Genomic DNA, 13,288 nt, shown 5'->3' with positions numbered 1-13,288 from the left:
CCACTGTCTTATTTACGGTTGGATCAAACATGACCAGGCAACAGCAAGTGGTGATTGTCGGTGGCGGAGTGATTGGCCTGCTGACCGCCTACAATCTCGCCTCCGAAGTGCGCAGTGTGGTGCTGCTCGATCGTTCGAACCTCGGCCAGGAATCGTCTTGGGCCGGCGGCGGTATCGTTTCGCCGTTGTATCCGTGGCGTTATAGCCCGGCGGTCACGGCGCTAGCGCACTGGTCGCAGGACTTTTATCCACAGCTCGGCGAGCGATTGTTCGCTGACACTGGAGTGGATCCTGAAGTGCACACCACCGGCCTGTACTGGCTGGATCTGGACGATGAAGCCGAAGCACTGGCCTGGGCCGAGCGGGAGAACCGTCCGCTGAGGGCTGTGGATATCTCGGCTGCACATGATGCGGTGCCGGTGCTTGGTGGCGGTTTCTCGCGGGCGATCTACATGGCCGATGTCGCCAACGTGCGCAATCCGCGCCTGGTGAAATCGTTGAAAGCGGCGCTGCAAGCGATGCCGAACGTGACGATTCACGAACAGTGCGAAGTCAGCGGGTTTGTCCGCGAGGGTGAGCAGGTTGTTGGCGTCGAGACGTCGAAGGGCGTGATCAAGGGTGATCAGGTCGTGCTGACTGCTGGGGCGTGGAGCGGTGATCTGCTCAAGACGCTGAATCTGACGCTGCGTGTTGAACCGGTCAAAGGGCAGATGATTCTCTACAAGTGCGCAGCGGACTTTTTGCCGAGCATGGTATTGGCCAAGGGCCGTTATGCGATTCCGCGTCGCGACGGCCATATCCTGATCGGCAGCACGCTGGAGCACGAGGGCTACGACAAGACGCCGACCGAGGTGGCGCTGGAAAGCCTCAAGGCTTCGGCAGTGGAGTTGCTGCCGGCGCTGGCGGATGCCGAAGTGGTCGGGCACTGGGCGGGGTTGCGTCCGGGTTCGCCGGAGGGGATTCCCTACATTGGCCGGGTGCCGGGGTTTGACGGGTTGTGGTTGAACTGCGGGCATTACCGCAATGGACTGGTGCTGGCGCCGGCGTCGTGTCAGTTGTTTGCCGATGTGATGCTGGGAAGGACGCCGATTATTGATCCGGCGCCGTATGCGCCCGAGGGCCGGATCTAGTCAGATATATCTGTTGAGCCTGGCAGATCGCTTTCGCGAGCAGGCTCGCTCCCACACTGGATTTTGTGACCGACAAAGATCAACTGTGGGAGTGAGCCTGCTCGCGAAGGGGCCCTCAATCCAGGCCCAGTTTCTTCAGCCGATAGCGCATCGAACGAAACGAAAGACTCAACCGCTGCGCCGCCGCCGTGCGATTCCAGCGCGTTTCTTCCAGCGCCTGCAAGATCAGCTTCCGCTCGACGTTCTCCAGATAATCTTCCAGATTGTCGATCTGGGTCAGATCGGCAATACCGCCATCTGCCGCGCAGTTGCCTTCGCTCAGACGTAAGTCTTCAGCCTCGATCGTGCGGTTTTCACACAAGGTGTGCGCCCGTTCGAGAACGTTCTCCAACTCCCGCACATTCCCCGGAAACCGGTAATTCTTCAGCGCTTCCAACGCCTGCGGATGCAAGCGTGCTGCCGGCTGGCCGGTGTCCTTGGCCAAACGCTTGAGCATACTGGCCGCCAGCACTTCAATATCATCACGCCTTTCGCGCAGGGACGGCACGCGCAGTTCGATCACGTTCAAGCGATAATACAGATCCTGACGGAAGCGTTCGGCCGCCACCTCCGCGTCGAGATCCTTGTGCGTGGCGCAGAGAATCCGCACATCGACCACGCTTTCCTGCTGGCCGCCGACACTGCGCACGGCTTTTTCCTGAATCGCCCGCAGCAGTTTGACTTGCATCGACAACGGCAAGTCCGCCACTTCATCGAGAAACAACGTACCGCCATGGGCTGCCTGAAACAACCCGGGCTTGTCCTCGACCGCGCCGGTGAAACTGCCTTTGCGATGTCCGAAGAATTCGCTTTCCATCAGCTCGGAAGGAATTGCCCCACAGTTCACCGGCACGAACGGCTGGCCGGCGCGCGGCCCTTGTTCATGGATCAGCCGCGCGACCAGTTCCTTGCCGCTGCCCGACTCGCCACTGATGTACACCGGCGCCTGACTGCGAGCGAGTTTGTCGATTTGCTTGCGCAGAATGCGCATCGGTGGCGAATCGCCGAGCAAGCGCCGATCAATGGAGGTAAAGCTGCCTCCCGCCGCCGGCATACGCAGGGCTGTGCCGACCAGTTCGCGCAGGCGCGTAAGGTCGACCGGTTTGGTCAGGAAGTCGAAAGCACCTGCTTTCAAAGCGTTGATGGCCGTTTCCAGGCTGCCATAAGCGGTGATCATCGCCACCGGCAGTTGTGGATAACGTTGCTGAATGTGCTGCACCAGCTCCAGCCCCGTACCGTCGGGCAGGCGCATGTCGGTCAGGCACAGATCGAAACTCTCGCGGTTCAGCAGCGCCTGGGCTTCAGCCAGATTGCGTGCGCTGTAGGTGTCGAGCTTCATCCGTCCCAGGGTGATTTCCAGGAGTTCGCGGATATCCGGTTCGTCGTCGACGATGAGGATTTTTTGCCGTGGGCTCGTATTCAACTTTGTTTCCGTCCGTGAGCAAAGGTGATGCGAAAGCAACCGCCGCCTTGGCGTGACTGAAAGTCTAGGCGCGCTTGGTTGCTTTCGCACAGCTCACGGGACAGATAAAGCCCAAGGCCGGTGCCCTGGCTGCTGGTGGTGAAGAAGGGTTCGAACAGATGTGTCTGTTCATCGGCAGGCACGCCGGGGCCGTTGTCCTGCACTTCGAGGACCGCCAACTGGCTGTCGGGATCACTGAACAACGAGAGCCAGACTTCGGCCTGATCATGCAGCAGGGCGCTGTGGCGCCAGCCATTGCGTAACAGATTGTCGAGAATTTGCGTGAGCTGGTTCGGGTCCATCAGCGTGGTGAAATCTCCCGAATTGATCCGCAGGTGAATCTGCTGGCGTTCGCTGGCCTGTTCACGACTTTCGACAACGAAGTTTTCCAGCCATGGCTTGAGATCCAGGCGTTGCGGCGCGCTTTGCTGGCGGCGAGACAGTTGCAGGACGTTTTCGATGACTCGGTTCATGCGCTGGGAGTGGTCTTGAATGATCTGCGTCAGACGCCGATCCGCGCTATCGAGTTCCTCGGACTCAGCCAATAGCTGTGCGGCGTGACTGATGGCGCCCAACGGATTGCGGATCTCGTGGGCGATGCCGGCGGTCAAGCGTCCGAGTGCGGCGAGCTTAAGTTGCTGGGCTTGCTGGGCAATTTGCGCGAGGTCTTCGAGAAATACCAGGGTTTGCTGGTGGGGGCTTTGTTCGAGGGCAATGAAGCTCGGTTGCAGTTCCAGGCCGTTGCCGGGGATTTTCAGGCTCTGCGGGCGCAAGGTCGGGTTGTTCAGCCACAGTTGCAGGCGATCGACCAGCGCCTTGGAATAGTCATCGATCAAATGCCCCTGAAGGTGCGACTGCGCAAGCAGGGTTTGCGCGCTGTGATTGGCCAGTTGCACTCGCCGCGCCTCGTCGAGCACCAGAATGCCGGTGCGCATGCGTTGCAGGATCAGCGCGTTGAGGGCTTCGAGGCTGACCACTTCACTGGCACGTTGCTCGGCAAGGGTTTCGCTGACTTCGAGGCGGCGGATCAGTCCCTGCACCAGCAACGACGCGGCAAAGCACAGCGCACCGAGGGTGCCGGCCTGCAAGTATTCATTGGCGCTAAGGGGATGGTTGAAGCCGAGCAGGAAGCTCGAGCCGACGATGCCCAGCGCACCGATGGCGGCGATCAATAGCCCGATGCGCCGCCGTAGCAGGGTGTTGCTGATCGCCACCGAGACAATCAGCAAATTGCCCAGCGCACTACCGACGCCGCCCGCAGCAAAGAACAAACCGCATAAAAGCAGGACATCGACGAGGGCCAGACTGAACAGCTGCGCTGGCCGTCGGGTGTTCTCAAGGAACACCACCAACAGAATGTTGAGGATCAGATACAGCCAACTGCCAGCGCGCAGCAATTCGTCGTTGGCCGACGTCAGCAGGCGGTTGTCCATGTTGCTGGAGATCAGCAGCACCAGCGTGATGCCGATACTCAAGCGGTAGAGATGATAAAGGCGCAGCAGGCGCTGCGCCTGTTTGCTGTCGGCGTGGGTGGCCTCAGCGATCACGGGTACCCGGGCCTTGCTCAAGGTGAGCCTGGCTGCAATACCACTGTTGTTGCACGCTCAGCGCGCGGTCGCGCGGCAGATGCACGCCGCAATGGGCGCAACGCACCATCGGTGGGGCGTCCTGTTCGCGAGGGGCACGGTTGGATTGGTTGGACGCGGCAGGCGCCTTGAATTTACGCCACAACCATATCGCGGCAAAAATCACGACGATCCAGAACAATAAACGAAGCATGATGAGCGGCTTTCCGACTGATGATCCGGCAGTTTAGCCAAGCTCCCGACAAGCGCACAGCCTATTAACGCGCGGCAATAAAAAAGGGAGATCCGCAGATCTCCCTTTTCGGTGCAAACGGTGTGATCAGTCGAACACGCCGAAAGTCATGTAGCTGAACCACGAGCGGTCGGTGTTGCTCGACTCAGGCTCTGGCTCTTCGATCACGTCGCCGTTTTCGTCTTTAGGCTTGAGCTCGTTCGGAATCGCGTCTTTCGCGTCCTGGAACTGCTTCTGCACGTCCTGGTTGGCGCGGGTTTCTCCCGGCGGCAGCGGTGGACGCGACTCGATCAGACCCAAAGTCGCCTTGCTCAGGAACGAACGGTTGTCGGCTTCGGCAACCCGTGGCACGAACTGGCCGTCTTGCAGGCTCGGGTGGTTCGGGTAGTTGAGCTTCAGGGTTTCCAGACTGGTGGCTGCCAGGTCGTCCAGGTGCAGACGCTGGTAAGCTTCAGTCATCACCGCCAGGCCGTCGCCGACCGATGGGGTTTCCTGGAAGTTTTCCACTACATAGCGACCACGGTTGGCAGCGGCTACGTAAGCCTGACGGGTCAGGTAGTAGTCGGCCACGTGGATTTCGTAGGCGGCCAGCAGGTTGCGCAGATAAATCATGCGCTGCTTGGCGTCCGGCGCGTAGCGGCTGTTCGGGTAGCGGCTGGTCAGCTGGGCGAACTCGTTGTACGAGTCGCGCGCGGCGCCCGGGTCACGCTTGGTCATGTCCAGCGGCAGGAAGCGCGCCAGCAGGCCGACGTCCTGGTCGAACGAGGTCAGACCTTTCAAGTAGTACGCGTAATCCACGTTCGGATGCTGCGGGTGCAAACGAATGAAACGCTCGGCAGCGGATTTTGCTGCTTCCGGCTCGGCGTTCTTATAGTTGGCGTAGATGAGCTCCAGCTGTGCCTGATCGGCGTAGCGACCGAACGGATAACGCGACTCCAGAGCCTTCAGCTTGGCTGTGGCGCTGGTGTAGCTGTTGTTGTCCAGGTCAGTCTGAGCCTGCTGATACAGCTCGGCTTCGCTGAGGTTTTCGTCTACGACTTCCTTCGATGAGCAAGCAGCGGTCAATGCGAGGATGGCGATCAGCAGCAGGTGTTTCACTTGCATGGCGGCTTGCGTCCCTATGACGGCCGCTGTCTTGGGCGGGGCCGTCCTGTTATGATGAGCGCCCCGTTGAAAAGCCTCGGGGCAAAAGACGCCGTATTTAACCACAAGCGCGCAGCCGAAACCAAAAGCTGTGCCGACGCACAGTCAGAGCATGTCCGATAAAATTGAACTTCGCGCAGAGGTGCCGTCCGAATTGGGCGGCCAACGCCTCGATCAAGTCGCTGCCCAACTCTTCGCTGAGCACTCTCGCTCGCGCCTTTCCGCCTGGATCAAAGAAGGTCGCCTGACTGTGGACGGGGCGGTCATCCGCCCTCGCGACATCGTGCACGGCGGTGCCATCCTTGAACTGACTGCCGAGCAGGAAGCCCAGGGCGAATGGATCGCCCAGGACATCGAACTCGACATCGTCTATGAAGACGACGACATTCTGGTGATCAACAAGCCTGCGGGCCTGGTGGTGCACCCGGCTGCCGGTCACGCCGATGGCACCTTGCTCAACGCCTTGCTGCACCACGTGCCGGACATCATCAATGTCCCGCGCGCCGGTATCGTGCATCGTCTGGACAAGGACACCACCGGTCTGATGGTGGTGGCCAAGACCATTCAGGCGCAGACCAAGCTGGTGACGCAACTGCAGAGTCGCAGCGTCAGCCGCATCTATGAGTGCATCGTGATCGGTGTAGTCACCGCTGGGGGCAAGATCAACGCCCCGATCGGTCGCCACGGCCAGCAGCGCCAGCGCATGGCGGTGATGGAGGGCGGCAAGCCTGCCGTCAGTCACTACCGTGTGCTGGAGCGCTTCCGCTCGCACACCCACGTACGGGTGAAGCTGGAAACCGGTCGTACTCACCAGATTCGCGTACACATGTCGCACATCAACTTTCCGTTGGTCGGCGATCCGGCGTATGGCGGCCGTTTCCGCATTCCGCCAGCGGCTAACCCGACGATGGTTGAATCCCTCAAGCATTTCCCGCGTCAGGCCCTGCACGCGCGCTTCCTTGAGCTGGATCATCCGACGACCGGTGAGCGCATGAGCTGGGAGTCACCGCTGCCGGAAGATTTCGTCTGGCTGCTGACCCTGCTCAAACAGGATCGCGAGGCCTTCGTCGGATGAACTGGCTGACGCCGGACTGGCCTGCGCCGGCCAGCGTCAAAGCCTGCGTCAGCACCCGCGAGGGTGGCGTCAGCGAGGCGCCGTTCGACAGCCTCAATCTAGGCGATCATGTCGATGATCGTCCTGAGGCTGTGGCCGAGAACCGTCGGCGCCTCACCGATCACTTCTCTATACAGCCTGCCTGGTTGCAGCAAGTGCACGGAATTGCCGTGGCGCATGCGGATCCGGGCATTGTTGCGACCGCAGACGCCAGCTGGACAGCAACGCCGGGTATCGCCTGCGCGGCGATGACGGCGGATTGTCTGCCGGCATTGTTCTGCGATCGTGCCGGCACTCGTGTAGCGGCGGCTCATGCCGGTTGGCGGGGTCTGGCGGCGGGTGTGCTGGAAGCTACCCTCGACAGTCTCGATGTTCCGGCCGCAGAAGTGCTGGTCTGGCTCGGCCCTGCTATTGGCCCCAAAGCCTTTGAAGTTGGCCCGGAAGTGCGGGAAGTCTTCATCAATCAATTGCCGGAAGCGGCACAAGCCTTCGTGCCGAGCGACAATGCCGGCAAGTTCATGGCTGACATCTATCTGCTCGCGCGTCTGCGTCTGGCTGAGCGGGGTGTCACAGCTGTTTATGGTGGCGGTTTCTGCACCGTGACCGATCCACGCTTCTTCTCCTATCGCCGTGCGTCGCGCACTGGCCGCTTTGCCTCCCTCGTTTGGCTCACCCGCTAGACTTGCCTGACCTGAATCAACCCTCTGACGCTTGAATCTTGCAGAATCGACCGCATCTACAGTGGTATCTGGCAGGTTTCTTTATTCAGGATGGTTTTTAGGTCCGGCCTGCTCAAAAGGAAGGTGACTTATGCGAATAGACCGTTTAACCAGCAAGTTACAGTTGGCCTTGTCCGACGCTCAGTCGTTGGCAGTCGGCCACGATCATCCGGCGATTGAGCCGGCGCACTTGATGCAAGCCATGCTTGAGCAGCAGGGTGGTTCGATCAAGCCTCTGCTGATGCAGGTGGGCTTCGACGTCAACAGCTTGCGTAAAGAGCTGACCAAAGAGCTCGACCAATTACCGAAAATCCAGAACCCGACCGGCGACGTCAACATGTCGCAGGATCTGGCGCGCCTGCTCAATCAGGCTGACCGTCTGGCCCAGCAGAAGGGCGACCAGTTCATCTCCAGCGAACTGGTGCTGCTCGCCGCAATGGACGAGAACAGCAAGCTCGGCAAGTTGCTGCTCGGCCAAGGCGTGAGCAAGAAGGCCCTGGAAAACGCGATCAACAACCTGCGTGGCGGCGAAGCGGTAAACGACGCCAACCACGAAGAGTCGCGGCAGGCGCTGGATAAATACACCGTCGACCTGACCAAGCGCGCCGAAGACGGCAAGCTTGACCCGGTGATTGGCCGTGACGACGAAATTCGTCGCACCATTCAGGTTCTGCAACGCCGCACCAAGAACAACCCGGTGCTGATCGGTGAGCCTGGTGTGGGTAAAACCGCGATTGCCGAAGGTCTGGCCCAGCGCATCATCAACGGCGAAGTCCCGGACGGCCTTAAAGGCAAGCGTCTGCTCTCGCTGGACATGGGCGCGCTGATTGCCGGTGCCAAGTATCGCGGTGAGTTCGAAGAGCGCCTGAAATCGTTGCTCAACGAACTGTCGAAGCAGGAAGGGCAGATCATTCTGTTCATCGACGAACTGCATACCATGGTCGGCGCCGGTAAAGGCGAAGGCTCGATGGATGCCGGCAACATGCTCAAGCCTGCGCTGGCTCGCGGTGAGTTGCACTGCGTTGGCGCGACCACGCTCAACGAGTACCGCCAATATATAGAGAAGGATGCGGCCCTCGAGCGACGCTTCCAGAAAGTTCTGGTGGATGAGCCGAGCGAAGAAGACACCATTGCCATCCTGCGTGGCCTTAAAGAGCGTTACGAGGTTCACCACAAGGTGGCAATCACCGACGGTGCGATCATTGCTGCTGCCAAGCTCAGCCATCGCTACATCACTGACCGGCAGTTACCGGACAAGGCCATCGATCTGATCGACGAGGCCGCCAGCCGCATCCGCATGGAAATCGACTCCAAGCCGGAAGTGCTCGATCGTCTGGAACGTCGCCTGATTCAGTTGAAGGTGGAATCCCAGGCGCTGAAGAAAGAAAGCGACGAAGCGGCGATGAAACGTCTGGAGAAACTCCAGGAAGAAATCGTCCGCCTCGAACGCGAGTATTCCGATCTGGAAGAAATCTGGAACTCGGAAAAAGCCGAGGTGCAGGGTTCTGCGCAGATTCAGCAGAAGATCGAGCAGTCGCGGCAGGAACTGGAAGCCGCGCGCCGTAAAGGTGACCTCAACCGTATGGCTGAATTGCAGTACGGGGTGATCCCGGATCTGGAACGCAGCCTGCAAATGGTCGACCAGCACGGCAAGAGCGAGAACCAGTTGCTGCGCAGCAAGGTGACTGAAGAAGAAATCGCTGAAGTTGTGTCGAAGTGGACCGGCATCCCGGTGTCGAAAATGCTCGAAGGCGAGCGCGACAAGCTGATGAAGATGGAAAGCCTGTTGCACAAACGGGTGATCGGTCAGGAAGAGGCCGTGGTCGCTGTGGCCAACGCGGTACGACGTTCACGTGCCGGGTTGTCCGACCCGAATCGTCCAAGCGGCTCGTTCATGTTCCTCGGCCCGACCGGTGTCGGTAAAACCGAGCTGTGCAAGGCGCTGGCCGAATTCCTCTTTGATACGGAAGAGGCGATGGTGCGGATCGACATGTCCGAGTTCATGGAGAAACATTCCGTGGCTCGCCTGATCGGTGCACCACCGGGATACGTCGGCTACGAAGAGGGTGGTTACCTGACTGAGGCGGTGCGTCGCAAGCCTTATTCGGTGATCCTGCTGGACGAAGTCGAGAAGGCGCACCCGGATGTGTTCAACATCTTGCTGCAAGTGCTCGAGGATGGTCGCCTGACCGACAGCCATGGCCGTACGGTGGATTTCCGCAACACCGTGATCGTCATGACTTCGAACCTGGGGTCGGTACAGATCCAGGAACTGGTCGGTGATCGTGAGGCTCAACGTGCTGCAGTCATGGATGCGCTGACGTCGCACTTCCGTCCGGAGTTCATCAACCGGGTCGACGAAGTGGTGATCTTCGAGCCTTTGGCGCGGGATCAGATCGCGGGCATTACCGAGATTCAGTTGGGCCGTCTGCGCAGCCGTCTGGCCGAGCGCGAGCTGAAGCTGGAACTCAGTCCAGAGACGATGGATAAGCTGATCGCCGTTGGCTACGACCCGGTGTATGGCGCACGTCCTTTGAAACGGGCAATTCAGCGCTGGATCGAAAACCCGCTGGCGCAGTTGATCCTCTCGGGTCACTTCATGCCGGGCGACACGGCAACCGGCACTGTCGAGAACGACGAAATCGTTTTCAACTAAGCCTGAGCGCCAATGAAAAAAGGAGGGCCCCACATTGTGGGGCCTTTTTTTTCGTTAGGCTGTTGAACTCAAAGGAAAAGGCTTGTAAAGTGCGCCCCGCAGTCAGTCGCCAAGACGGTCTCAGCTCACTGAGTTGAAATCTGAAATAAGTTGCAAATCATTAACTTGAAAGCAATTTAGGGGGTTGACAGAGGTGTTCTAGGTTGTAGAATAGCGCGCCTCAGACACACGAACGCAGCGATGCGAACGAGTGGCTAGATGCAGTAAGTTTCACCGTTGTAAATTGAAATATGTAGTTCCGTGATAGCTCAGTCGGTAGAGCAAATGACTGTTAATCATTGGGTCCCAGGTTCGAGTCCTGGTCACGGAGCCAATTTCAAGCCGGGGTATAGCGCAGTCCGGTAGCGCGCCTGCTTTGGGAGCAGGATGTCAGGAGTTCGAATCCCCTTACCCCGACCATTTTTGGGTCGTTAGCTCAGTTGGTAGAGCAGTTGGCTTTTAACCAATTGGTCGTAGGTTCGAATCCCACACGACCCACCATTTTTGAAACCAGTTTGCGCTGGGATCGAATCTTAAGATCAGAGGCCAAAAGCGCTGATCGAAGAAGGCGATCTTTGAAAGGTCGCCTTTTTTTTACCGGGGTATAGCGCAGTCCGGTAGCGCGCCTGCTTTGGGAGCAGGATGTCAGGAGTTCGAATCCCCTTACCCCGACCATATTAAAAATCCTCGTATCGAAAGATACGGGGATTTTTTTTGTCCGACAAAAACTCATTTCCCCTTCAAGTCATCATACAACCTGCCGATAGCCCGCTAACACGAGGGGACTGCCATGGCTTTCGCCCCTTGAATCTGGCCAATACAAGAATAAGGGCGTTCGTCATGTTGCTTCGTCAGTTGAATATTGCTCCCCGGGCGGCCCTGGGGTTCGCCCTGATCGCGGTGTTGGTGGCCTTGCTCGGCGTGTTTGCGCTCGGGCAGATGTCGAGTATTCGCGACAGTGAAGTCGCGGTGGAAAATCAGTGGCTGCCGAGCATTCGTGGCGGCGACGAGATTCGCGAGATCATGCTGCGCATCCGCACCATCTCGCTGCGCATGGCGCTGGATCAGGATCCGGCCAACATTGCGACTTACCGCAGCCAGATGGACACCCGCGACAAGGAGCTGAGCGAGAAAATCGCCGCCTACGACAAACTGGTCAACACCCCGGAAGGCCAGCAGCTGTATGACCAATTCAAAAAGACCTTCGCCGCGTATCGCAGCGGTATCGCTCAATCCTTCGCCCTCGCCGAGCAAGGCAAGCGTGATGAATTGACCAAATTGTTGCTGGTCGACATGAAAACCGTCGTCGATGGCTCCGGCAAGCAACTCAACGACCTGGCGGATTTGTTCGCCAAACAGGTCGCCGCCGAAAGCCAGAAGTCCGCTGCGCACTACGAAAACTCGCGCACGATTGTCAGTTTGTTTATTGCGTTGGCCGCGCTGGCCACGGTGGCGCTGGCGATGATGCTCACCCGCAGTATCGTTCGTCCGCTCAGCAGCGCCGTGAACGCAGCAGAAAGTGTCGCGCAGGGGGATCTGACCCGGCCAATCGAAACCCATGGCAACGATGAAGTCAGTCGCTTGCTCAAAGCCTTGGCAACCATGCAGCAAAACCTGCGCGAGACGCTGCAAGGCATCAGCGGTTCGGCCACACAACTGGCGACCGCTGCCGATGAACTCAATGCGGTAACTCTCGACAGCACCCAGGGGCTGCAACAACAGAACAACGAAATTGAACAAGCCGCTACGGCCGTCAACCAGATGACGGCCGCAGTGGAAGAGGTCGCACGCAATGCGGTGTCGACGTCTGACGCGACCCGTCAATCCAGCGAGTCGGCGCATCTGGGCCAGGTGCGGGTCAGTGAGACCGCCACGGCCATCAATGCACTGGCCAGCGATGTGCAACAGACCGGTGAGTTGGTGCAATCACTGGCCAATCAATCGCAGGACATCGGCAAGGTGCTGGACGTGATTCGGGCGATTGCCGAGCAGACCAATTTATTGGCGCTCAACGCGGCGATTGAGGCGGCACGCGCCGGGGAGAGCGGGCGAGGCTTTGCCGTAGTCGCCGATGAAGTACGCGCGCTGGCCTATCGCACGCAGCAATCGACGCAGGAGATCGAGCAGATGGTCCAGGGCATGCGCAGCGGTTCGAGCCTGGCGCTGGATTCGATGCAGGCCAGTACCGCGCGGGCGACGACCACACTGGCCTTGGCTGAGCGTGCCGGTGAGGCGCTGCAAACCATTACCGCGTCGGTGCATGAGATCCATGAACGCAATCTGGTGATCGCCAGCGCAGCTGAAGAACAAGCGCAAGTAGCCCGGGAAGTGGATCGCAACCTGGTGAATATTCGTGATTTATCGGTACGTTCTGCCGCAGGCGCTGACCAGACCAGCGCGTCCAGCCATGAGTTATCGCAATTGGCCAATGCCTTGCAGGGCATGGTACGGCGCTTCCAGTTGTAAACGGGCAGACGTGAAAATGCCGCGTTTCTCTCAGGAGAAGCGCGGCTTGTTTTTTATTGTCGATCAGGCGCCGTCTTGGTCTTTCAGGTGTTCGAACAGACCTTTTGGCATCTTCTTGCCATTGGCTTCAAAGTTGGCCTTCACGTTGTTGTAGGCCTCTTGCTCGTCGATGAAACCGTCATGGTTGGTGTCGATCTTGTCGAAGTCGGACTTCGGCGCGACTTTCAGAAATTCGGCGCGCGAGACCTTGCCGTCACCATCGCTGTCAGTCTTGGCCATCGAAGCATCGCCACATTTGCCTTCACCGCATTTGCCTTCCGGCGCTTTCACCGAGGTTTCCGCCGACGCAACCATGTAGCCCTGCGCCAGTGGTTGAGCGGCAAACACCGAACCGGACAACATCAGGCCGCCCGCCAGCGCGGCGCTGATCAGGCCAATGGATTTTTTACCGAGGGTCGAAGTACGGGACATTTACATTCTCCTGGGCTGCACTGCGCAACCACACGTTAAGGACGATTGCCTGAGCAGGTGTTGCTCGGGTGTGGCCATTAAGCGGTAGCGGTGTATCGCGACTGTGTCGCGGAGCGGGGGAGTTTGTAAGCGAAGGAGGGAAAAGCGGGGCGGGGATACAGTAAGAAACAGATCTTTCGATCAACACAAAACATTGTGGGAGCGAGCCTGCTCCGGGCGGCGATCCGACGA

Annotated in this window: 10 protein-coding genes, 4 tRNA genes and 1 pseudogene; 10 read left to right on the top strand and 5 right to left on the bottom strand. The window is 59.1% G+C overall.

All coding sequences use genetic code 11. The annotated features are described in order from the left end of the window. Positions 1-29 precede the first annotated feature (29 nt). On the top strand, positions 30-1,130 hold the full coding sequence (gene thiO / locus AC0ZWN_RS18125) for a glycine oxidase ThiO (RefSeq protein ID WP_476335975.1): 1,101 nt from the start codon (positions 30-32) through the stop codon (positions 1,128-1,130). Between the two features lie 115 nt (positions 1,131-1,245). On the opposite strand, the gene AC0ZWN_RS18120 is transcribed toward thiO, so the two are convergent. From AC0ZWN_RS18120 to AC0ZWN_RS18105, 4 genes are all read right to left on the bottom strand, one after another. Then, positions 1,246-2,592, bottom strand: a complete 1,347-nt coding sequence (locus tag AC0ZWN_RS18120; RefSeq protein WP_220557010.1) for a sigma-54-dependent transcriptional regulator — start codon at positions 2,590-2,592, stop codon at positions 1,246-1,248. After that, complete coding sequence (locus AC0ZWN_RS18115) at positions 2,589-4,178, bottom strand: sensor histidine kinase (protein WP_476335974.1); 1,590 nt, start codon at positions 4,176-4,178, stop codon at positions 2,589-2,591. The genes AC0ZWN_RS18120 and AC0ZWN_RS18115 overlap by 4 nt, the downstream gene beginning before the upstream one ends. After that, on the bottom strand, positions 4,168-4,410 hold the full coding sequence (locus tag AC0ZWN_RS18110) for a PP0621 family protein (RefSeq protein WP_093434843.1): 243 nt from the start codon (positions 4,408-4,410) through the stop codon (positions 4,168-4,170). The genes AC0ZWN_RS18115 and AC0ZWN_RS18110 overlap by 11 nt, the downstream gene beginning before the upstream one ends. A gap of 126 nt (positions 4,411-4,536) precedes the next feature. After that, positions 4,537-5,553 (bottom strand): outer membrane protein assembly factor BamD, encoded by a 1,017-nt coding sequence (locus tag AC0ZWN_RS18105; RefSeq protein WP_093434846.1) that lies wholly within the window; start codon positions 5,551-5,553, stop codon positions 4,537-4,539. Positions 5,554-5,704: 151 nt separating this feature from the next. Here AC0ZWN_RS18105 and rluD point away from each other — a divergent pair, with 151 nt between their 5' ends. The 9 genes and pseudogenes from rluD to AC0ZWN_RS18060 all read left to right on the top strand — a co-directional run bounded on the left by rluD (position 5,705) and on the right by AC0ZWN_RS18060 (position 12,586). Further along, positions 5,705-6,667: a 23S rRNA pseudouridine(1911/1915/1917) synthase RluD gene (rluD, locus tag AC0ZWN_RS18100; protein ID WP_016986220.1), complete on the top strand. Its 963-nt coding sequence runs from the start codon at positions 5,705-5,707 to the stop codon at positions 6,665-6,667. Then, on the top strand, positions 6,664-7,386 hold the full coding sequence (gene pgeF / locus AC0ZWN_RS18095) for a peptidoglycan editing factor PgeF (protein ID WP_476335973.1): 723 nt from the start codon (positions 6,664-6,666) through the stop codon (positions 7,384-7,386). Before rluD ends, pgeF begins: the two co-directional genes overlap by 4 nt. 130 nt (positions 7,387-7,516) lie before the next feature. Next, positions 7,517-10,081, top strand: a complete 2,565-nt coding sequence (gene clpB, locus AC0ZWN_RS18090) for an ATP-dependent chaperone ClpB (protein ID WP_095048690.1) — start codon at positions 7,517-7,519, stop codon at positions 10,079-10,081. Positions 10,082-10,378: 297 nt separating this feature from the next. Beyond that, positions 10,379-10,454, top strand: a tRNA-Asn gene (locus AC0ZWN_RS18085). Between the two features lie 9 nt (positions 10,455-10,463). Continuing rightward, a tRNA-Pro gene (locus AC0ZWN_RS18080) sits at positions 10,464-10,540 on the top strand. A gap of 5 nt (positions 10,541-10,545) precedes the next feature. Next, a tRNA-Lys gene (locus tag AC0ZWN_RS18075) sits at positions 10,546-10,621 on the top strand. A gap of 97 nt (positions 10,622-10,718) precedes the next feature. Next, positions 10,719-10,795: transfer RNA gene (locus AC0ZWN_RS18070), tRNA-Pro, on the top strand. Between the two features lie 165 nt (positions 10,796-10,960). Further along, positions 10,961-11,731 (top strand): annotated as a pseudogene (locus AC0ZWN_RS18065) (MCP four helix bundle domain-containing protein); the annotation flags it as partial. Then, entirely contained in the window at positions 11,723-12,586 is an 864-nt protein-coding gene (locus tag AC0ZWN_RS18060; protein WP_371044025.1) for a methyl-accepting chemotaxis protein, read from the top strand. The pseudogene AC0ZWN_RS18065 and the gene AC0ZWN_RS18060, both read left to right, overlap by 9 nt. 63 nt (positions 12,587-12,649) lie before the next feature. Here AC0ZWN_RS18060 and AC0ZWN_RS18055 read toward each other — a convergent pair whose 3' ends face one another. Continuing rightward, positions 12,650-13,057, bottom strand: a complete 408-nt coding sequence (locus AC0ZWN_RS18055; protein WP_476335971.1) for an HvfA family oxazolone/thioamide-modified RiPP metallophore — start codon at positions 13,055-13,057, stop codon at positions 12,650-12,652. Between the last annotated feature and the right edge of the window lie 231 nt (positions 13,058-13,288).

The sequence above is a fragment of the Pseudomonas sp. 3B-A001-10F genome (assembly GCF_056313565.1).
Note: the sequence above shows the minus strand (reverse complement) of the source record. Positions and strands in the feature narration are given on the sequence as shown.

What these genes read in the sequence shown, in the direction of transcription:
- thiO (WP_476335975.1), top strand. Translation starts at nt 30, where the DNA reads ATGACCAGGCAACAGCAAGTGGTGATTGTCGGTGGCGGAGTGATTGGC.
- AC0ZWN_RS18110 (WP_093434843.1), bottom strand. Translation starts at nt 4,410, where the DNA reads ATGCTTCGTTTATTGTTCTGGATCGTCGTGATTTTTGCCGCGATATGG.
- AC0ZWN_RS18105 (WP_093434846.1), bottom strand. Translation starts at nt 5,553, where the DNA reads ATGCAAGTGAAACACCTGCTGCTGATCGCCATCCTCGCATTGACCGCT.
- rluD (WP_016986220.1), top strand. Translation starts at nt 5,705, where the DNA reads ATGTCCGATAAAATTGAACTTCGCGCAGAGGTGCCGTCCGAATTGGGC.
- pgeF (WP_476335973.1), top strand. Translation starts at nt 6,664, where the DNA reads ATGAACTGGCTGACGCCGGACTGGCCTGCGCCGGCCAGCGTCAAAGCC.
- clpB (WP_095048690.1), top strand. Translation starts at nt 7,517, where the DNA reads ATGCGAATAGACCGTTTAACCAGCAAGTTACAGTTGGCCTTGTCCGAC.
- AC0ZWN_RS18060 (WP_371044025.1), top strand. Translation starts at nt 11,723, where the DNA reads ATGCAGCAAAACCTGCGCGAGACGCTGCAAGGCATCAGCGGTTCGGCC.
- AC0ZWN_RS18055 (WP_476335971.1), bottom strand. Translation starts at nt 13,057, where the DNA reads ATGTCCCGTACTTCGACCCTCGGTAAAAAATCCATTGGCCTGATCAGC.